The sequence below is a fragment of the Campylobacter sp. MIT 97-5078 genome, assembly GCF_006864455.1.
Classification (GTDB): Bacteria; Campylobacterota; Campylobacteria; order Campylobacterales; family Campylobacteraceae; genus Campylobacter_D.
The window spans coordinates 35,816-55,420 of the sequence record NZ_QHLK01000006.1 but is presented as its reverse complement, the minus strand read 5'-3'; the positions used below and the strand labels follow the sequence as shown (position 1 = coordinate 55,420).

Below are 19,605 nucleotides of genomic sequence, written 5' to 3'. Positions count from 1 at the left end.
ACAATGAAATCTCAATTCATCATCACGCTTGGCTGAGTATTTAGCTTTTTATACTCTTCACAAGAATTAAGATGCGTAAGATCGCAAGCTTTGCCGAAGTATTTTTTTGCATCTGCTTGATTTTTCTTCTCAAGAGCAATTTTACCTAAAGCATAACATGCTGGGGCGTAGTTAAGCTCACAAGAACTCGTAAAAGCTCTTGAAGCAAGTTGAGCGTTTTGACGCACTAAAATACCATCTTCATAAAGCAAACCTTGCTTAAAGCAAGCGGCTGCGTCCTTGAGCTTGCACGCTCTTTGAAAAAAATCAAGTGCTAAACTTCCATCTTCTTGTGCTTCATATCTTAGCCCCAAATTTACGCACGAATCCTTATGTCCTAAAACGCAAGCTTGATAAAAGCTTAAATCAGCTTGCTTATTTTGTCTATTTTTATCTAAAAGCAAGGCAAGATTAAAGCAGGCATTGGCTTGCTTAAGTTGGCACGCTTTTTCATAATAGCTTTTTGCTTTAGTCTCATCTTTATCTACACCCTGTGCGCTTTCATACATAAAACCAAGAAAAAAGCATGCTTTGGCATTATTGCTCTGCTGGCATAAATCATAAAAAATCGTCGCTGCTTGAGTGTAGTTTTGTGCCTCATAACGTCCTAAACCTTCATCTAAGCTCGCTGAAAAAGCAAAACTTAAGCATATGCTGATACATAAAAATAGTTTTTTCATCACAAATCCTTAATCAAAACTTCTGTTTCTAAAACCCATTGTTTTTGTTTCATAATTTGGCTTTTGTATTTGTTAATGATAGCAAATTTTTGTAAAATTAAAGCCTTAAAAGCTGAATTTAAATCCTCATATTTTTTAATGATAAAAGGCTTATCAAGCAGTAGATTTTCAAATTCATAAAAATTGAGTTCAGTGAGCATTCTTTCATAAATTTCATGATACTCTGGGTGATATAAGTGAAATTCAGTGCTATCAAGTTCGAAAAATTCGCGACTTTCATTGACCTTGCGACTAAAAAAACTTAAAGTAAGCTTACTTGCACTTTCATAATTTGTCAAAGCTTTAATGCTAAGCTTTTCAAAAAATAAATCAAGTTTTAAACTCTCTTCAAACAAGGCTTGTTTAAAGTCCTTTAAAAAAAGCTCATCACTTGCTCCCACAAAGGCTCTTAGTTCTGAAAAATCCACTTCGCTTTGTAAAAGCTCGTCTTTTTGGATATGCAAAAACTCGGATTTAAACAAAATAATCCTTTGCTCTAAGTGTGAAAAAATGCCCTCCAAATCAAGCTTTAAACCTTCAAATTCTTTAAAAATTTGAGTTTTCATTTTTTTAAATTCTTTGCTGAATTTATCGCTGTGATAAAACAGATTTAAAAACACCTCATCGCTTGCTATAACTGGAGCTTTGTATTCGTGTTTTTGATATAAATTTTTGTGTAAAAAGTTTGTGCTTGGAGTGTAAAAATAAGCTTGCTTTTCTTTAATATTTGCCTCTATTTCTTGGGCTATTTTTTCACCTAAAGCCTTAAGATGAGTAAGCACTTCTAAGCTAAGCAAATCAATCTTTTGTTTGATCATACTTTCATTTTGTGTTAAAAAATCCTCATAAGTCTTAAAAATAGTAGTAAGTTTTTCGAGTATGTTTTCAAAAAGCAGGTATTGAGAAAATAAAACTTCACAAAGCTTTAAAAGTCTTGTTTTAATGAAATTTTTATGCAGTTTTTGTGTATCTAAGCTTTGTAAATGTTTAAGCAAGGCATTGAAATTTGAACGCTCATAACTTTGTTTAGACTTAGCTTCTTTACAAGATAAAGCTATGATTGGGTTGTTAAAATACTTCCCAAAGACTTCTGTAGCGTAGTTTAAAACCCTTTCAAGCTCAACTTGATCGAGTTTATCTTTTTGATTAAGCACGCAAAGGCTTTGGGTATCTTTTAAAAGTTCTAAATGCGATATGATAGCGTCTTCCTCGCTTTTTTTACCTGCATTATCAATCAAAGAAAGCCAAATTACGCTATGTATGTTTTCAAGTTCGCTAAAAGCACTTTTATCATCTGTTACATTTGCGTTTAAGCCTGGCATATCTACCAAAGTGAGCTTTTCAAGCAAGGGTATGGGAGCAAAAAGTGTGAGATTTTTTACTGCTTGAAGCTCTTTTCTTTGATCTGTATAAAAACCAAGTTCGCTTAGCTCGCAAAGCTTTTCAAAGCCATTTTCAAACTCAACTTTAAGCAAATATTCCTTTGCATAACGCAAAAAAGTAGGCTTAAAGGTAACCGGCACAGCTCCTGTTGGAAGAATTTCTTTTTGCAAGATAAGATTTAAAAGGCTTGATTTGCCACTTGAAAACTGCCCCAAAATAGCTACATTTATAGGTTTTTCTAGGCTTGCAATGATAGAATTTAAACGAGTTAAAAAAGGCGTGCTAGCATGCAAAAAAGGCTCATAAAAACGCATTTTAATACGTTTTAGCTCGCCTTTAAAATCATTTTGAAATTCTTGTTTGTATTCTTTTTCATAGGCATTGATAAAATCTTTAATGAGCTTAATGTGCATGGTTTAAACTTTCTTTGATTTGTATAAACTTTGCTTTTTTTGCTTCATTTTGCTCTAAAATAAAGCTTAAATTTTGAGTATCAAGCTTTTCAAGCCTTTGTTTAAACTCAAGCTCTTTTTCTTTATGAGTAAAAACAAGCTCATTAACTTTGTCTTGTAAAAAGCTAAACATTTCATTTTCTAAACTTAACTTTCCAACAAATTCAGCACAATCAAAAGTATATAAAAAGTTCTCAAACAAGGAATTAAGCTTTGTTTTAAAGTCTTTTGCTTCATTTTTAACCATAATCAAGCTTGAAAACTCACGCGATAAATTTTGCAAAAGTTCAAGTGCTAAAAATTGCGTAAAGGCTGTTGAAGCAAGTTTTCTAAAAGCTTGAATATCGTTTAAAAACTCAGTGCCTTTTGCTTTGTATTTAAGGCTAAGCTTTTCGTTAAATGCTTTAGTTATTTTAAGGTTTTGAAAATAAATTTGACGCAAAATATCATTAAAACCATCCTCTAAGTTTTGCAAGAAAATTCTTTCTAAAACCTCAAGTGTCCTAGAGTTTGCTTTAGCATAGTTAAATTCGTCATTAAGCTTGTTTTCAAGTCTTTTAAATAAGGCTTTAAGACTAGGATTTGCATTAAGATTATTTGCTTTTAATTCAAGCTTGCATTCATTAAGATCAGTTTTTAAGCTCTCAAGCTTTTTAGCTTCAGTCTCAAATTCGCTTAAAAGTTTTGCGTTTTCATTACTTAAGCCTAAATTCTTACTTTGCAAGGCTTTATTTTCACGTTCTAATTTTTCTATAAGCTCGTCTGTAATGAGCTTAAGTTCGTTTTTAAAGCTTTCAAGCACAAGTTTTGACTTTGTAGAACTAAAAATTTGCTGGTATAAATAAGTCTCAAGACATGGAATTTGGCTTTGAATAAGAGCGTTTTCATCAGCCTTATTTTCATAAAATTCTAAAGCTTGTTTTGAACTTATGCTTAAAAAGTCGATCTTTTCAAGTAAAAACTCGTCTAAACCTTGTTCTTTTAACCTTTGTTTAAGGCTTTTTTGTGTGTAAGCAATCACTTCATCAAGCTCATCTTGAGTGAGTAAATCAGCCTTTGAAATGATGATTAAAAAACGACTTATGCGAGAATTATTAAGGCAAGCAAGCAAAAACTCACTATCTTTTTGGCTTAAACTCTGGCTTGCATTCATAAGATATATTAAAAAATCACAATTGTTCAAATAATCCTTGCTTAACTGCTCTCTTTGCACAAACACATCATCAAGCCCGGGCGTGTCAATGATGGTAATATTATCTTTTAAGAAATCAAGCTCACTGAAAAGTTCTATTTTTTGGATTAAAACTGAAAGTGGATTTTTAGCACTGCTATAAAAACTTAGCTCATTTAGTTTAATGTCCTTACTTAGGTTTTCATCACTTATAAACTCTTTAATTTGGAGTTTAAGCCCGTTTAACACTTCAGCTAAGTTTTCATCATACAAAGCATTTTTTTGCAGGCTTTCAAACTCGGCTTTATTCCAAAAATACAACCTTGCTTTTGGAGTAGGAGCATATTTTAAAAGGGTTAAATTAGCAGTTTCAGGTATATTTGAAACGCCTAAAATTTGTGTTTTTAAAAGGGCGTTTAAAAGACTTGATTTGCCAGCATTCATTATGCCAGCAACAACGATGCTAAATTCAGTGTTTTTAAAACGCATTAAAGCATTACTTAGCCTTTGATTTAAATTTGGTGTATCGCTTAAACTTAAAAGCTCATTGCAAAGGCTTTCAAGTTCTTTGAATTCGGTAAAAAAATCTTGTTTTTTATCTTGCACCTCACATTTAAAATGCTCTAAAAATACACTCACACACTCAGTATCAGCTATGCTTTTTAAAAGCTTTAAGGCTCTTAAAAGTTGATCTTTTTCAAAAAAACCAAGTTTTAGGGTATTTAAAATTTGAAGCTGGGCAAGTTGAATACTGAAAATATCAGCCCTTAAATGAAACTTTTTTAAAATTTGAGTGAAAAGCTCAAGCTTTAAAAATCTTTCGTAATTTTCTTCATTCGCACTTAAAATGATAGCACATTCAGCCTCGTTTATACTAAGATAATCATTAAGCTTACTTGTTGTATCAAGATAAAGTAAATGCTGTTTCCATAGCCTTTTAAGCAAGTCAAGTCCCTCAAAATGAGGGACATTTTCATTTGTTCCTTTGGGCAACAAGCTGTCTTCTCATGTAGGCGATTTTGCTTTGCAAAGGAAGCTCTTTAGGACAATTATCCTCACAAGCAAGCAAGCTCATACAACCAAAAACACCATCATCATCGCCAACCAGCTCGTAAAAATCCTCTACACTTCTATGATCGTGCGGATCTTGCAAATATCTTGCTGTTCTTAAAAGTCCTGTAGCACCGATGAAATTTGGACGCATAAGCTTAGTGGCACAACTTGCAAGACAAATGCCACATTCAATGCAACGATCAAGCTCAAAGGTTTCATCAGCTACTTCAGGCTCTACCTTTTCTTCTATCTTGCTAATATCAGTTTCTTTTTCATTATGCACCCAACTTTCAACGCGTTTGCACATACCCTCAAACCATTCGCCAGTATTTACACTTAAATCTTTAATGTGCCTAAAAGCTGGCATAGGCATAAGCTCGATAATGCCGTCCTTATAGTCTTTAGTAAGGGTTTTACAAGCGAGTTTTGGCACTCCATTGATCATCATGGCACAACTTCCACAAATTCCAGCCCTACACACAAAATCAAAGCTTAAATCCGCATCAAATTTTTCGCGGATCAAAGTAAGACATACAAAAATCGTCATAAAAGGCGTTTCTTCAAGCTCATAACTTACAAATTGTGGTTTTGAAATTTTGCTGAGCGGATTGTATTTTAAGGCTCTAATTGTCAGCTTTCTACTCATAATCTACTCCTATTCTTTGATTTTTGGCTTTGTATTTGGCTTGAAGTTCATAAGGCATAAGTGCTTCTTGGATTTCATAACGTCCCTTGCCTTCATTTTCCATTTTTTCTCTTATGCTATCAACTTCTTCTTGACGTTTGGCTGAAAGTGGATTTTCTATGATGTTACCTTTGGCGCCGTATCCTCTAAAGGCTGGTGGCATTTCCATTTTCATAATATCAAGTTCATCATACTCAACACGAGGCATATTTTCTCCCTCTACCCAATAAGTAAGCGTTCTTTTCATCCAGTTTAAATCATCTCTTTTTGGATAATCCTCTCTATAATGCGCCCCACGACTTTCAGTTCTTAAAAGTGCTCCATACGCTACGCATAAAGCAACTTTAAGCATTCTTGGCACTCTATAAGCTTCTTCTAGCTCTGGATTAGCACAATCAAGCTCTTTGTTATGCACCTTTACATCAAGACTTTGCAAATAGAGCTTTTCTAGCTCATCAACAGCTTCTTTTAAGCCCTCACCTGTGCGGAAAATCGCTACTTTTTCCCACATAATCTCTTTCATCTTGTTTTTGATCTCAAAAACATCGTTTTTGCCATCTTTATTTGCAAGGCTTTTGAGATATTCATACTCTTTAGTTAAAAAGTCTTTAACTATGTTTGTATCAATTACTTCGCCATTTTTCTTGCAATAATCAGCAAAATAATCACCCACTATCATACCCGCAACAACAGTTTCTGCACATGAGTTTCCACCTAAGCGGTTAAAGCCATGCATATCCCAGCATGCTGCTTCTCCACACGCAAAAAGTCCATCAAGCCATTGACTTTCCCCTGTTGGTTTGGTGCGAATTCCGCCCATTGAATAATGTTGCATAGGTAAAACCGGTGCCCAGCCCTTAGGTCCTTCATCAGCTGGATCAATACCATTAAAGGTTTTGCAAATATCTTGCACATCTCTTAAGTTTTTCTCAATATGAGCACGCCCTAAGATAGAAATATCAAGCCATAAATGATCCCCATAAGGACTTTTCACACCTTTACCCTTGCGAATATGCTCCATCATTCGACGGCTCACAACATCACGACTTGCAAGCTCTTTTTTCTCTGGCTCATAATCAGGCATAAAGCGATATCCATCAACATCTCTTAACACACCTCCATCGCCTCTACAACCTTCAGTAAGCAAAATTCCACTTGGCACTATAGGCGTTGGATGAAATTGCACAGCTTCCATATTGCTTAGTCTGCAAAGCCCTGTTTCAAGAGCTATAGCTGCACCTGTGCCCTCACAAATGACCGCATTTGTCGTTTGTTTATAAATTCTACCATAACCTCCTGTTGCTATCATAGTTCCTCTCGCAACAAAGGCTGTAAGCTCGCCATTTGTCAAATCCCTTGCTATAACGCCAAGACATTTTTTACCATCATGTATAATACGAACGGCTTCCATTCTGTCTATGATTTTTACTTGATTTTTAATAGCTTCATTTGCTACCCCATATAGCATACAATGTCCTGTAGCATCGGCTATAAAACAGGTTCGCCATTTTTTAGTGCCACCAAAATCCCTTGCATTGATAAGCCCATGAGCAACTTCTTTTTCTTCGATGACGGTTTTTTGAGCATTAATCACCACTGTTCTAGGTCCTTTTGTAACTCTAGTCCAAGGCACGCCCCAAGAAGCAAGTTCGCGCACAGCCTTTGGTGCAGTTTGAGCAAACATTCTAGCCACTTCTTGATCACAGCCCCAATCAGAGCCCTTAACTGTATCTGCAAAGTGCAAGTCTTCATTATCGCCCTCGCCCTTAGCACCATTTCCAAGACTAGCTTGCATACCACCTTGAACTGCTGCTGAATGCGAACGCTTTACCGGACATATACTTAAAAGGGTTACGCTTTGTCCTGTTTTTGCCACTTCAATAGCAGCTCTAAGCCCAGCTAAACCGCCACCTATTACGAGTGCGTCACTATATTGAATATTCATCTTCTTTACTCCTTATCTTTGCATATATGTAGGCACATAACGATCGCCTACTTTATGGTCACCACTTAAGCCAACTTTTACATAAGCTGCCATAGTTAAAAGTCCTAGAGCGATAAAAAATACACTGATAAGCCATTTAAGTTTTTTAAGTGTTTTACGACTTGCTTTAGCGTCTTTACCTTCAAACCAACCCCATTTTACGCAAAGCCTGTAAAGTCCTATACCACCATGAAGCTCAACAGCAAAAAGCAAGATAAGATAAAAAGGCCACATTTGAAGCATTCTATCTCCACTACCATAAGGATCGATAGTGTGAGCTTGAAAAAACATAAGCCCTAGATGAAGAGAAGCAAAGAAAAACATGATAAAACCAGTGATAGCTTGGATAAACCATAAATCAGTGTCGCCGTGTTTAATCACTTTTACATGTGTGCGTAAAAGTTGCCATTGTCTAAAATTAATAGGAAATTTACGCATAGCAAGCCCAGCATGCACCACAAACACCACAAACACCACAAACACGATACAGGATACTACCCAAGGTTGCGGTGTGCCAAAGATAAAATCGCCCTCAAACATTTTGGAGATTTTATACATAAAATCGCTACTAATAAGAATACTAGAAACGAAAAACATATGCCCCCACATAAATAGCCCTAAAAAAAGCCCAGAAGCACTTTGGATAAAATCGAGCTTAGCAGGCACTTTACTTTTTTTGCTTTCAGCACTTTTTCCTAAGTAGCCTTCAATGATTTTTTGCATTTTTACTCCTTCTTTTGTAAATTCGCATTATCATTTTGTATTATATTTACGAATTTATTTAAAAGAGCTTAAAGAATAATTTTTATTAAATCTAAAATAAATATATATTAAAAAAGTAACACCAAACATCACAAGACTTAAAAGCTGTCCCATACTCAAATCAAGCACTATAAAACCCAAATTTGAATCAGGCTCTCTAAAGAATTCACACACAAAACGCATAAAGGAATAGCTCATCGCATAAATTAAAATCAACTCACCTTGAAATTTCTGCTTTGTGCGTAAAAAGTGAATGAGTAAAAAGATAACAAAACCTTCTAAAAATGCTTCGTAAAGCTGGCTAGGATGGCGTAAAACACCATTTACATAAATACCCCAAGGCACATCAGTTACTCGCCCAAATAATTCTTGATTTAAAAAATTTCCAATCCTACCAAAAGTATAAGCTAAAGGCACGCTTAGAGCAACAAGATCAAGGTATTTAAACAAATTTGAAAAATACATTTTTTTAAAACGACGACAAAATAGCAAAGTCGCAATAAACGCTCCTAAAACAGCCCCATGAAAGCTCATACCGCGAATTCCTACAAATTCGCCATTTTGATCAAAAGGATTAAAAATCTGCCAAGGGTGAGTAAGATAAAACAAGGTATAATCATCATAAATGAGAATATATCCAAATCTAGCACCCAAAATGACGCCAAGTTCTACCCATACAAAATAGCTATCAAGGAGTTTATCACTGATAGGAATTTTATCTTTTTTTACATAATGTTTTGCCAAGACAAGAGCAAACAAAAGTGCAAAAATGTAACACAAGCTATACCAATACACTTTAAATCCAAAGAACTCAAACGCTATAACATCAAAATGAGAATAAATATCTTGCCAAAATTGCACTCTTTGTCCTTTTGCTTTTCAATTTAGAAAATAAAAATATAGCAAATTAGACTTAATCTTGCTATAATATCTTTTTAAATTTCTTAAAGCGAGAAAAAAATGAAAAAAATTGCTCTTATTTTATCTATAGTTTTGTTTTCAGCTTGTGCAAAAAATTCAATTCTTACCATGCCTTTGCCGAGTTTTCAAGCCGAATTTAAAGAAAAATCATATAGCATAGATCAAGCAGCATACAATTATAATTTGCTTCAAATGCAAACAAAAAATGAGTATTCAAGCTATTTTGAAGGCTCTATCCTTAAAATAAGACTTGATAAGGAATTAAAGCTTTTAGCACAAAAGTTAGAAGAAGCAAGCGTGAAACTCCTCCTTGCAAAGGGATATGATCTTAGCAAAACGAAGCAATATAAGTTAAAAGAAAACATTATTGTTCTTATCAAAGAAGAATTTGATCGAGAAAAAACGGATTTCTTAAAAGGAAAGCAAGTGAGTTCAAATTTAAGCCTAGAACTTGAATTCCAAGCATCTTTTAACAGAGCCAATGATGAAAACAAGATACAAACACAAGCAGGTGTAAAAACAAAACTTGAACCAATCGCCATAAACTACCCCATCAAAAGCGATGAGGGTATAAGCACCTTTAAAGAGAGTATAAGCAGTATCCCAACACAAGTAAATGCAAATTTAAAAGAAGCTGTGTTTGATATTGATGAGGTGCTTCGAACCTTTTATTATGAAGCGTTAAACTCTCTTAATGAAAATATTAAAGCTAAAGATTCACAAGCTGAAGCAATAAGAATGCAAACTCAAGAAGGCATTATCATTTTTGAGTAGAAGCTGAAGTGTAAATTTGAGTGATAAAGCTGATATCTACAATATCACCTTGTGCCTTGAAATCAACAGGTGTTTCAAGCTTGATGATATTTTTATACCCATTTAAAGCATCAACAAATTCATAAAACTCAGCCATACTTTTAAGCGTAGCACTTATGTTAAACTCGGCAAATAAGTATTGATTTGTATTTGCATCTTCAAGCTTTTTAAGTTTTACATTTGTAAAATAGGTATTTAAAAATTGTATAAAATCTTCTTCATCAAAACTTGAATCAAATTGAGCAAAAATTTTCTCATTTTCGTTTCGTAAGGCATTAAGTCTGCTTTCACTAACTTGAAATTTATCGTTAAGATGAGCATTAACAGAGTTTTGTGAGTATAATCTCAAGCTTACATTTTTATAATTTTTCACCATAGGCAAAACCAAAATCAAAACAAGCAAACCACAAATAAGCACAAAAATCATAGCATAAATAACAAGCTTAACAAGATTGATTTCTTCAAGACTTTTATCATTTTTCATTGCATGCTCCCATAATTTAAGCTTTTATTTGTGCTTACAAATTTAAACCAACCGGTATTAAGCGGATAAAAACTTGTCTTACTCTCATCAAAAATACTTTTTAGTGGCGTTTGCACAAGCAAAGAAAACATTTCTTTCGTCGGCGTAACGCCTCTTAGTTCAAGTGTGTTTTTATTTAATTGCATACTTTCAAGGCGAATTCCTCCTGATTTAAGCACAAAATCAAAAAGATTATGAATGACTTTTTTGATCTTTATGTTGCTACCATCTTGTGAAATGCTTTCATCGCTATTGCTTGAAGCAACGATTTGCAAGGCAAGCTCTTTTCTTTGGGTGAGTAATTCAAATAAAGCATTATTTTGGGTTGTTTTTTCTTGTAAAGACACCGCTTCTTGCCTTTTACTTTCAAGCTCTGAGCTTAAAAGTAAAAATCTTGCAACGATGAAAAAATATACAGCAAGAATGATAGCTACGCTGAACACAAAAAAAGTGATCCAAATCTTTGCAAATAGACTAAAAACAGGCTTTATCTTCGGCTTGATGAAACTATAAGTCATATTTTTAACTCCTTGCAAGCAAGCTTGTGCATAAGATCAAGCGTATCAATTTGTATAACTTGTGGTCTGATAAAAATTTCACCTTCTATGTAATCAAGCACTACTGCTGAAATATTTTCATTATCAAAAATCACAAATTCATCGATAAAATTGCCTTTATAGAGTGGATTATTATAGAATTCTTGTATGCTTGAAAAGATATATGAATACATATTCATATCGCTTGAAAAATGACTTAAATCCTCTTTTGTAATGGCAGAGTATTTTAAATCATCAAGCTTCTCATCAAGCAAATTATCCAAATTTCCAAAATCATAATTTTCTATATCTATATCTTCTTCGGGATTATTTTCTTCGCTTTTTTCTTGTGAAGAAAGAGTGGTAGCATCATCTTGAAAATTAATGTCAAAAAAACTTCCAAATAAAATTTCTTTTTCTTTACACACCATCATAGCCACGCTTTCAGTTTGCCTATACGCATAAAGCACGATGCCTTTTCTAGGAGCTTGCTGTTTGATACAATAATATAATAAACTCAAAGGCGAAAAGATAAAATCAAGCCCACCATAATCCTTAAAACTCTCTTTGCATTCTTTAATATTTGCTAAAGAAGTATAAATTTGAGCATTTGCCAGACTTAAGCAAGAAATATTTTCTGCATTGACACCAAAACGAGCAAATTCTTTAGTATCGTTTGTCGGGATTAAACCTTGAGTAGGTGCGTTGAAAAATACTGCTATGTAATGAAGTTGGTATTCTTTAACAAGATTTTTAAGATAATCAAAAAGTTTTTCCTTGTCCTCAAACTGCTTCTCATAAGTATTGATGATCTTTTTGTTTTTAATGCTATGGGCACGAATGATATGTGTTTTGCTTTCAAAAACCACACAAACAATCAACTGCAACATATAACGCCTGAGCGAAAAAAACATTTTTCTTATCCTTTAAAAACTATCTTCTTTTGTAATGATAGCAAATTTTTCGCTTATTATTTGCTTCGCTTCGCTTAATTCTAAATTTTTTATATCGATAGGATCAGAAATTCTGTATCTAATCCTTGAAAAAGGCTTAGGTAAAATCATCTTATCCCAGCTCTTAAATTCCCAATACCTACTTGCCTCATAGTTTAAAAGCACTATGGGAAGATTTTTTTTTTGAGCGATTAAAACAGAGCCATCAGAAATACTCCTAAAAGGACCCCTTGGTCCATCAGGCGTAATCACTACATCGTCTTTTTGCTCTAAAACTTTAAAAGCTTTTCTAAGGACATTTACACCACCTTTTGAAGAGCTTCCACGAATGGTATTGATACCAAAAAGCTCTATATTTTGAGCGATAAGCTCGCCGTCTTTATGCTGAGAAATCACGACAAAAGCCTTTTTTTGTTTATGCTCAAAATGCCTAAACGCAAAGGGCATTAACGCCAAACGTCCATGCCAAAATAAGATCACAAAAGGTTTATGTTCAAGCCTTTGTCCTATATAGCTTTTTTTGCAAGTAAAAAATAAAAGCCATTGCAAGTAAAAAAGCATTCTTGCCAAAAAAGCTGTTTTAAACCGCTTCCCCATACAGCACCATACGCTTTGCATTCGTGATCTTCACACGTTTTATCTGCCCTAAAAGCTCTTCACTTCCTTGAATTTGCACTAAGAAATTATTATTTGTTCGCCCAGCTACGGCTGAATTTGCACGAAGTTCTTCAAAAAGCACATCAAATTCAGCTCCATTATGTTTGGCTACAATCTCATCTAAAATTTCATTATGTCTAGTTTGCAACTGAGTTAAACGTCTTGAAGCTGTGGCTTCATCAACTTGTTGAGGCATATTTGCAGCTGGGGTTAAAGGACGTTTTGAATACTTAAAAGAAAAGATTTGCTCAAAACGTATTTTTTCGATCACTTGCATAGTTTCTTCAAAATCTTTTTCACTTTCTCCGGGAAATGCCACGATAATATCAGTTGAAATGCTTGCTGTAGGGCAAAGCTCTCTTAACTTAAAGGCTCTGTTTAAATACCATTCTTTAGTATAACCTCGCTTCATCGCCTTTAAAATTTCACTCGAACCGCTTTGTAAAGGCATATGCATGGCTTTGCATACTTTTTCATTGTTTGCAAACACCTTTAAAAATTTATCGTCCATATGCAAAGGATGAGGGCTAGTAAAGCGGATTCGCTCTAAATTTTCAATCTCACTTAAACGTTCAAGCAAATCAGGAAAATCCATTTTTTCATGGGTATTTGAAAAACGTTTGCCGTAATTATTGACATTTTGTCCAAGTAAGAAAATCTCTTTTGCTCCCCTTTCAACAGCCTTTTGAGCCTCTTTAAAAATGATTGAAAAAGGGATAGACACCTCATCACCTCTAGTATGTGGTACTATACAGTAAGTGCAGTGCTTATCACAACCTATGCTGATATTGATAAAACTTTTATAAAGACTATTTCGAAAGTCTGCAAAAGCAAATTCGCTCTCATCAAAGTTTATATCCGTGCCTAGAAATTTAGGGGTTTTTATAGCTTGGGTAATCTTAGAAATATTTCTTGCTCCTAAGACAAAATCCACATAAGGTGCACGTTTAAAAATCTCACCACCTAAATGAGAAGCCGTGCAACCACAAACGCCTATCTTTGCACCTTTTTTCTTTACCTTTTCAAAGCCGCCTACTTCACTAAAGAGCTTATGCACCGGCTTTTCACGCACTGAACAAGTATTGATAAGTATAAGATCAGCTTCTTTAATATCCTCAGTTAGGCTATAATCTTCTTTTTGAGTGAGTTCGGCGATGATATGTTCGCTGTCTCTAACATTCATCGCACAGCCTAAGGTTTGAATAAATAACTTCTTCGCACTCAAAGAATATGCACCTCATACATATAATCCTCATCATCAAGCCCATAACGCACCACTCGATGATATACGCTTAAACCTTTTTTTTCAAAATGAGCCACAAAAGCAAGCAAATCTTTATGTGAGTTTTCTTTATCAAAATAAAAAAAGCTCTGCCCTTCTTGATCAACAGTCTCTTCGATCTTTTTCAAAGCTATAGTTTTTGGCTTTTCGTGAGGTAATTCTCTTGCTAATTTTAAATCCATTTTCACTTCCTTGTAATTTAAATTTGTAATTCTAGCAAATTTTACTTTTAATTAAGCTTATTTTTATACAATTTTATTCTAGCTTTTCTTTACAAATCTACAGAAAATTAAATCATCAAAAAAATAAAGGAGCACAACATGGAAAAAATCAGTGATATTATAGAATCTATTGCAAATGAAAAAAATTTAAAACTTGAAGCAGTTAAAGAAAAAGTCATCAAAGCTTTAACCAACACCGCAAAAAAAGTCTATGGCGAGCAGTATGAGTTCTTTGTCGATCCTAAAAATCTACAACTTTATCAAAAAATTCTCATCGTTGCTGATAGTGATGAAAGGTTGCAAGATGATAACGAGCATTTTATCTCTATTTCAAAAGCAAAAAAAGAAGCTCCAGAAGTCGAAATAGGCGATGAGCTTACTTATGAATGCTCTTTAGAAAATTTGGGTAGAACAGCTGTTAATATCTTGCACAAAGAGTTAGAATACCACATACAAAAGCTTTTAGAAGAGACCATCTATGAAAAATACCAAAATATGATAGGACAGATGGTATTTGGAAATGTAGTGCGAGTAGATAGTGAGGAAAACACTTTTATAGAAATCGATGAGCTTAGAGCCTTTTTACCAAGAAAAAACCGCATAAAGGGTGAAAAATTTAAAGTCGGCGATGTGATTAAAGCAGTCATTCGCAGAGTTTTTGCGGATAAAAATGGAATTCGTATCGAGCTTTCAAGAACAAGTCCGAAATTCCTTGAAGCCTTACTTGAAGCTGAGGTGCCAGAGATCAAAGATGGTTTGGTTAAAGTGTATGCAAGTGCGAGAATTCCAGGCGAAAGAGCAAAAATCATCTTGCAAAGCTTGAGTGCAAGTGTCGATGCTATCGGTGCAACCGTAGGACAAAAAGGCGTAAGGATCAATGCAGTAAGCAAAGAACTTCATAATGAAAATATTGATTGTATCGAATACAGCAATGAAGTAGCCATACTTATCATGCGTGCCTTAGCTCCAGCGATCATCAGTTCAGTAAATTTAGAAGAACCCAAAAACGAAGATGATCCTAAAATCGCTCTTGTCTCGCTTAATGGCGAACAAAAAAGCAAAGCCATAGGCAAAAGTGGCATTAATATACGCCTTGCTTCTATGCTTACAGGCTATGAAATCAAGCTTGTCGAACTTGGCACAGCAAGCACCACAAACAACGAAGAGGCAATGAAAAACCTTGAAAATCTCTTCAAAAATGTATAAATCAAAAGCAAGAATTTGTTTGATTTGTTTTTTTGTTGCTTGTGCAAACCTTAATGAACTCAATGCTACAAATAATGGTTTTTTAATACAAAAAGTTAAAACGCAAATTTTCTCAAGACCTTGCCCCAAATTTACATCTTTATGATTGTTCTTCACTCGTGTTTATAAACTTAAAAAAGTATGAAACCTAAAAGAAAATAAATCAAATTTAGACTACTTTACTTACAATGATACAAAAACTTGCAAATTAGCCTCTTATTTATTCTAGCGATAAAAGTAGCACAAAACACACGCCTAATCTATCTTAAGCACACTCAAAAAAGCCTCTTGAGGTAAATTGACCTTGCCTATGGCTTTCATTCTTTTTTTGCCTTCTTTTTGCTTTTCAAGCAATTTTCTTTTTCTTGTAATATCGCCTCCATAGCATTTTGCGGTTACATTTTTACCCATGGATTTTATAGTTTCTCTGGCTATGATTTTTGAGCCTATGCTAGCTTGAATGGCTACTTCAAAAAGCTGTCTTGGCACTATTTCTTTCATGGCTTTTACAAGCTCTTTGCCCTTTGTTTGTGCCTTTTGGTTTGGCACTATAATGCTTAAAGCATCAACATTTTCCCCAGCAACCTTAATATCAAGCTTAACCAAATCCCCTACCCTAAACTCAATAGGCTCATAATCAAAGCTTGCATAGCCCCTTGTAAGACTTTTAAGCTTGTCATAAAAATCCATAACAATCTCATTTAAAGGCAAATCATACTCAAGCAAAACCCGCACCGGCGTGATATAATCCATCTTAACTTGCGTGCCTCTTTTATTATTAAGCAAGGTGATAAGATTGCCTAAAAACTCACTTGGGGTGATGATAGTTGCACGCACAAAAGGCTCTTTGATATAATCGATTTTATTAACCATAGGCAGTTCACTTGGGTTTTGAATTTGTATCATAGAGCCATCTGTAAGATAGACTTCATAAGTTACGGTTGGTGCAGTAGCGATTAAATCAAGATTAAACTCTCTTTCTAAACGTTCTTTGATCACTTCCATATGCAAAAGCCCCAAAAAGCCCACCCTAAAACCAAAGCCCAAAGCCAAAGAAGTTTCTGGCTCATAAGTAATAGAGCTATCATTAAGTTTTAATTTCTCTAAAGCATCTCTTAAATCTTCAAATTTATCCGTTTCTATAGGATAAAGTCCAGCAAAGACAAAAGCCTTTGCCTTTTCAAAGCCCTCAATTGGCTTGCTTGCCTTGTTTTTACTTAAGCTTATAGTATCGCCAACTTGCACATCACCTAAGGTCTTAAGCCCTAAAACCACTATGCCAACCTCACCTGAACTTATCTGCTTAGTCTTTATAGGTGCTAGGGGGTGAGGATATAAAAGCCCTTGCACAAGGTGTTTTTTAGCTGTGCTCATAATAAAAACTTCATCATTTAAGGCAATTTGCCCCTCATACACACGCACTAAGGCTAAGGCTCCAAGATAATTATCAAACCAACTATCATAGATTAAAGCTTTGCAAGGTGAATTATCATCATCTTTTGGGGCTGGAATCTTTTTAATGATGGCTTCAATGAGTTCTTTAATACCCTGCCCAGTTTTTGCACTCACGCAAATGGCTTCATCACAACTTATGCCGATGATATGTTCGATCTCGTGTTTGACTTTATCAATGTCAGCTGAAGGCAGATCGATTTTGTTGATTACTGGTATGATCTCAAGATTATTTTCTAAGGCTAGATAAACATTTGCGATGGTTTGAGCTTCAACGCCTTGACTTGCATCAACCACAAGCAAAGCCCCTTCACAGCTTGCTAAAGAGCGACTTACCTCATAAGAAAAATCCACATGTCCGGGAGTATCTATAAGATTAAGCACAAAGTTTTCATTTTCAAGTTCGTATTCAAGCCTCACACTTTGAGCTTTTATGGTAATGCCTCTTTCCTTTTCTATATCCATAGTATCCATAACTTGAGCTGACATTTGCCTATCAGTTATAGCCCCACATTCACTGATAATGCGATCGGCTAAGGTGCTTTTTCCATGATCAATATGAGCGATAATGCAAAAATTTCTTATGTTTTTCATCGATGATAAAGCCTAAATTTGAAGTTTTTAAAAAGTGCATTGTAGCAAAAGATGAATTAATTTTCTTTGAAATTTCATACTAAAACTAAGTGGATTAAAAGTGAAAATGCTTTATACTTTAGCTTAAAATTAGCCCACTAAGGAAAATATTAAGTGAAAAAATGGCTCTTTGTTAGCATTTTGCCTTTATTTTTAAGCGCTTCAAATTTAAACGAGCTCATCGAACTGAGCTTAAAAAATGAAATGTATTTAACTAAAGAATTACAAAGTCAAAAAGCTTATGAAGAAAAGCAGGCTGCATTTAAAGCTTATCTGCCGAGCTTGAGTATGCAAGGAGCGTATGTTGCGAATAATAAAGATCGTTTCATCATCGATCCTAAAGAGAGCTTATATACAAAGCTTTCTTTGAATGTCTTGCTGTATGATGCAGGAGGAAGGGAGGCGAAGCTAAAAAGCCTTGAAAGCTTACATAAGCTTGCCAAACTCAATGAAGAATACAGCAAAAACTATCTCTTTTTTCAAGCAAGCACCTTGTTTTTAAACTATCAAAGTGTGCAGGCGTTGATTAAAGCGAGCGAGCAAAAAGAGCTTTTTTTAAATGAAAATCTCAAACGCCTTGAAGCCTTTTATAAAACTGGCTTAAGCTCAAAAGAAGAGCTTGAAAGCATAAGAGCAAAAGTTGCTCTTGTCAAACTTGAGCTGGCTAAAAATAAGCTTCAATTACTTGAAATTTCAAAAAATATCCAAGAGCTTTGCGGACAAAACTTTATCCCGCAAGGCAATGCAAGCCTTAAAGAACCGGGTTATCAAAGCTCAAATTCGCTTGAAATCACTATCGCACAAGAACAAAGCATGCTTGCAAAACACCAACTTCAAAGCGTAAGGGCTGAATATTTTCCGCGTTTTTTCGTGCAGAATAATCTTGGTTTTTATCAAAATAACTTTGATATTGATATACCAAATTCGCCCATCTTGCCTTTACAAGACTTTGCAAACAAATACTTGCAAAAACACTCAATAAGCAATCAATTCATACTTGGCTTTGAATGGAAAATTTTTGATTTTGGTGCAACAAAGGCTAAAGTTGAAGCTGCACGACTTGAAGTGCAAATGATGAGCTTAAACGCTACTTATACGCAAAGAAAAAACAGACTTGAATTAAACTATCTTATCGATGAACTTAAAGTTTTAAAAGAACAAATCAATGCCCTTGAACTAAGCTTAAATGCAAGCAAGCTCGCTTTTGAAAGTGTGGATAAAAAATATAAAGCTGGTTTGAAATCTTATACTGAATACCTTCAAAGCTTAGAAAATCTTTTTCAAACAAGGGCAAATTTAGAACTTGTGAAAAATGAATTTGAAATCGCTAAGGCAAGGTATTATTTTAATGCTGGCATAAACATAAAAGAAAGGATAGCTTCATGAAAAAAGTTTTATGTTTATTTTTTGCTGTTTTAAACTTAAAGGCTGAGGAAATTTATGCAAGCTTTGATGTATATGCCCTTCATCAAAGCAAGCTTGCCTTTGAAAGTAATGGCATAGTCAAGGAAATCAAAGTAGAGCCTTCAAGTGTGGTAAAAAAGGGCGATATTTTAATCATACTTGAAAACTCAAGTGAGCTCATAGGCTTACAAAACGCACAAAATAGACTTGCACTTGCGGAAATAGCCTTTAAAAATGCACAAAGTAAGATGGATAAATTTAAAGAGGTGCAAAGTATGATCGATACACAAAGCTTTGAGGATATGGAAGCAAGCTTTAAACGTGCAGGTTTAGAGCTTGAGAGTGCGAAGATCAATGTTAAATATTATGAAAACTTACTTGATAAAAAAAACTTAAAAGCTCCATTTGATGGCATTATAGCGGCTAAATTTGTTGAACTTGGACAAGGGGTCGCTGCGATTTCTCAAGCTGTACTTGAGATTTATTCTTATCCAGAAGTAAAACTTGTAATCAGTTTTGATGAGAAATATAAAGATAGGGTTAAAGTGGGACAAAATTATCGTTTTAAACTTAAAGGGCAAGATAAAGAGCAAAATGCCAAAATCAGCCTTATATATCCTAGTATAGATATAAAAACAAGGAAAATTTTTGCAGAAGTAAAAAGCTCTCATCTTACACCCGGACTTTTTGGAGAAGGCGTTATTATCGCCGAGTAAG

General features: G+C 34.5%; 18 protein-coding genes. 4 read left to right on the top strand and 14 right to left on the bottom strand.

Going from position 1 to position 19,605, the window contains the following annotated elements:
• Positions 1–11: 11 nt before the first annotated feature.
• The 7 genes from DMB91_RS04495 to lgt are packed head-to-tail and all read right to left on the bottom strand — an operon-like array spanning position 12 to position 9,109.
• Entirely contained in the window at positions 12–719 is a 708-nt protein-coding gene (locus DMB91_RS04495; RefSeq protein ID WP_034902513.1) for a tetratricopeptide repeat protein, read from the bottom strand.
• Positions 719–2,554, bottom strand: coding sequence for a dynamin family protein (locus DMB91_RS04490; protein WP_143116830.1), 1,836 nt, complete (start codon positions 2,552–2,554; stop codon positions 719–721). Before DMB91_RS04490 ends, DMB91_RS04495 begins: the two co-directional genes overlap by 1 nt.
• Positions 2,544–4,757, bottom strand: coding sequence for a dynamin family protein (locus DMB91_RS04485; RefSeq protein WP_052043217.1), 2,214 nt, complete (start codon positions 4,755–4,757; stop codon positions 2,544–2,546). The genes DMB91_RS04490 and DMB91_RS04485 overlap by 11 nt, the downstream gene beginning before the upstream one ends.
• On the bottom strand, positions 4,738–5,463 hold the full coding sequence (locus DMB91_RS04480) for a fumarate reductase iron-sulfur subunit (RefSeq protein WP_034905378.1): 726 nt from the start codon (positions 5,461–5,463) through the stop codon (positions 4,738–4,740). Before DMB91_RS04480 ends, DMB91_RS04485 begins: the two co-directional genes overlap by 20 nt.
• Positions 5,456–7,447 (bottom strand): fumarate reductase flavoprotein subunit, encoded by a 1,992-nt coding sequence (locus tag DMB91_RS04475; RefSeq protein ID WP_034905380.1) that lies wholly within the window; start codon positions 7,445–7,447, stop codon positions 5,456–5,458. The genes DMB91_RS04480 and DMB91_RS04475 overlap by 8 nt, the downstream gene beginning before the upstream one ends.
• Before the next feature lie 12 nt (positions 7,448–7,459).
• Complete coding sequence (locus DMB91_RS04470) at positions 7,460–8,209, bottom strand: fumarate reductase cytochrome b subunit (RefSeq protein WP_034905382.1); 750 nt, start codon at positions 8,207–8,209, stop codon at positions 7,460–7,462.
• Positions 8,210–8,263: 54 nt separating this feature from the next.
• Positions 8,264–9,109 (bottom strand): prolipoprotein diacylglyceryl transferase, encoded by an 846-nt coding sequence (lgt, locus tag DMB91_RS04465; protein WP_034905384.1) that lies wholly within the window; start codon positions 9,107–9,109, stop codon positions 8,264–8,266.
• Between the two features lie 99 nt (positions 9,110–9,208).
• Here lgt and DMB91_RS04460 point away from each other — a divergent pair, with 99 nt between their 5' ends.
• A complete protein-coding gene (locus DMB91_RS04460) occupies positions 9,209–9,943 on the top strand; it encodes a hypothetical protein (protein ID WP_034905386.1) in 735 nt (244 codons plus the stop codon).
• Here DMB91_RS04460 and DMB91_RS04455 read toward each other — a convergent pair.
• Genes DMB91_RS04455 through DMB91_RS04430 form a run of 6 tightly spaced genes read right to left on the bottom strand, consistent with a single transcriptional unit; the run spans position 9,930 to position 14,115 of the window.
• Positions 9,930–10,466: a hypothetical protein gene (locus tag DMB91_RS04455; protein WP_034905388.1), complete on the bottom strand. Its 537-nt coding sequence runs from the start codon at positions 10,464–10,466 to the stop codon at positions 9,930–9,932. The two genes, DMB91_RS04460 and DMB91_RS04455, sit on opposite strands and share 14 nt — an antisense overlap.
• Complete coding sequence (locus DMB91_RS04450; protein WP_034905390.1) at positions 10,463–11,023, bottom strand: hypothetical protein; 561 nt, start codon at positions 11,021–11,023, stop codon at positions 10,463–10,465. Before DMB91_RS04450 ends, DMB91_RS04455 begins: the two co-directional genes overlap by 4 nt.
• Positions 11,020–11,955, bottom strand: a complete 936-nt coding sequence (locus DMB91_RS04445; protein ID WP_034905392.1) for a hypothetical protein — start codon at positions 11,953–11,955, stop codon at positions 11,020–11,022. The genes DMB91_RS04450 and DMB91_RS04445 overlap by 4 nt, the downstream gene beginning before the upstream one ends.
• A gap of 12 nt (positions 11,956–11,967) precedes the next feature.
• Entirely contained in the window at positions 11,968–12,591 is a 624-nt protein-coding gene (locus DMB91_RS04440; RefSeq protein WP_034905394.1) for a lysophospholipid acyltransferase family protein, read from the bottom strand.
• Positions 12,575–13,876, bottom strand: coding sequence for a tRNA (N6-isopentenyl adenosine(37)-C2)-methylthiotransferase MiaB (gene miaB, locus DMB91_RS04435; protein ID WP_034905397.1), 1,302 nt, complete (start codon positions 13,874–13,876; stop codon positions 12,575–12,577). The genes DMB91_RS04440 and miaB overlap by 17 nt, the downstream gene beginning before the upstream one ends.
• Entirely contained in the window at positions 13,873–14,115 is a 243-nt protein-coding gene (locus DMB91_RS04430) for an HP0268 family nuclease (protein WP_034905399.1), read from the bottom strand. Before DMB91_RS04430 ends, miaB begins: the two co-directional genes overlap by 4 nt.
• Before the next feature lie 138 nt (positions 14,116–14,253).
• Here DMB91_RS04430 and nusA point away from each other — a divergent pair, with 138 nt between their 5' ends.
• A complete protein-coding gene (gene nusA, locus DMB91_RS04425; RefSeq protein WP_034905403.1) occupies positions 14,254–15,360 on the top strand; it encodes a transcription termination factor NusA in 1,107 nt (368 codons plus the stop codon).
• 294 nt (positions 15,361–15,654) lie between these two features.
• Here nusA and lepA read toward each other — a convergent pair whose 3' ends face one another.
• Positions 15,655–17,445, bottom strand: a complete 1,791-nt coding sequence (gene lepA / locus DMB91_RS04420; RefSeq protein WP_034905405.1) for a translation elongation factor 4 — start codon at positions 17,443–17,445, stop codon at positions 15,655–15,657.
• Positions 17,446–17,598: 153 nt separating this feature from the next.
• On the opposite strand from lepA, the gene DMB91_RS04415 reads away from it, so the two are divergent.
• Positions 17,599–18,870 (top strand): TolC family protein, encoded by a 1,272-nt coding sequence (locus DMB91_RS04415; protein ID WP_034905408.1) that lies wholly within the window; start codon positions 17,599–17,601, stop codon positions 18,868–18,870.
• A complete protein-coding gene (locus DMB91_RS04410) occupies positions 18,867–19,604 on the top strand; it encodes an efflux RND transporter periplasmic adaptor subunit (protein WP_034905410.1) in 738 nt (245 codons plus the stop codon). Before DMB91_RS04415 ends, DMB91_RS04410 begins: the two co-directional genes overlap by 4 nt.
• Position 19,605 lies beyond the last annotated feature (1 nt).

Coding starts and splice junctions, on each gene's coding strand:
- DMB91_RS04480 (WP_034905378.1), bottom strand. CDS start 5,463: ATGAGTAGAAAGCTGACAATTAGAGCCTTAAAATACAATCCGCTCAGC.
- nusA (WP_034905403.1), top strand. CDS start 14,254: ATGGAAAAAATCAGTGATATTATAGAATCTATTGCAAATGAAAAAAAT.
- DMB91_RS04440 (WP_034905394.1), bottom strand. CDS start 12,591: ATGGGGAAGCGGTTTAAAACAGCTTTTTTGGCAAGAATGCTTTTTTAC.
- DMB91_RS04475 (WP_034905380.1), bottom strand. CDS start 7,447: ATGAATATTCAATATAGTGACGCACTCGTAATAGGTGGCGGTTTAGCT.
- lepA (WP_034905405.1), bottom strand. CDS start 17,445: ATGAAAAACATAAGAAATTTTTGCATTATCGCTCATATTGATCATGGA.
- DMB91_RS04495 (WP_034902513.1), bottom strand. CDS start 719: ATGAAAAAACTATTTTTATGTATCAGCATATGCTTAAGTTTTGCTTTT.
- DMB91_RS04410 (WP_034905410.1), top strand. CDS start 18,867: ATGAAAAAAGTTTTATGTTTATTTTTTGCTGTTTTAAACTTAAAGGCT.
- DMB91_RS04490 (WP_143116830.1), bottom strand. CDS start 2,554: ATGCACATTAAGCTCATTAAAGATTTTATCAATGCCTATGAAAAAGAA.
- DMB91_RS04450 (WP_034905390.1), bottom strand. CDS start 11,023: ATGACTTATAGTTTCATCAAGCCGAAGATAAAGCCTGTTTTTAGTCTA.
- DMB91_RS04445 (WP_034905392.1), bottom strand. CDS start 11,955: ATGTTTTTTTCGCTCAGGCGTTATATGTTGCAGTTGATTGTTTGTGTG.
- DMB91_RS04460 (WP_034905386.1), top strand. CDS start 9,209: ATGAAAAAAATTGCTCTTATTTTATCTATAGTTTTGTTTTCAGCTTGT.
- DMB91_RS04455 (WP_034905388.1), bottom strand. CDS start 10,466: ATGAAAAATGATAAAAGTCTTGAAGAAATCAATCTTGTTAAGCTTGTT.
- DMB91_RS04470 (WP_034905382.1), bottom strand. CDS start 8,209: ATGCAAAAAATCATTGAAGGCTACTTAGGAAAAAGTGCTGAAAGCAAA.
- DMB91_RS04430 (WP_034905399.1), bottom strand. CDS start 14,115: ATGGATTTAAAATTAGCAAGAGAATTACCTCACGAAAAGCCAAAAACT.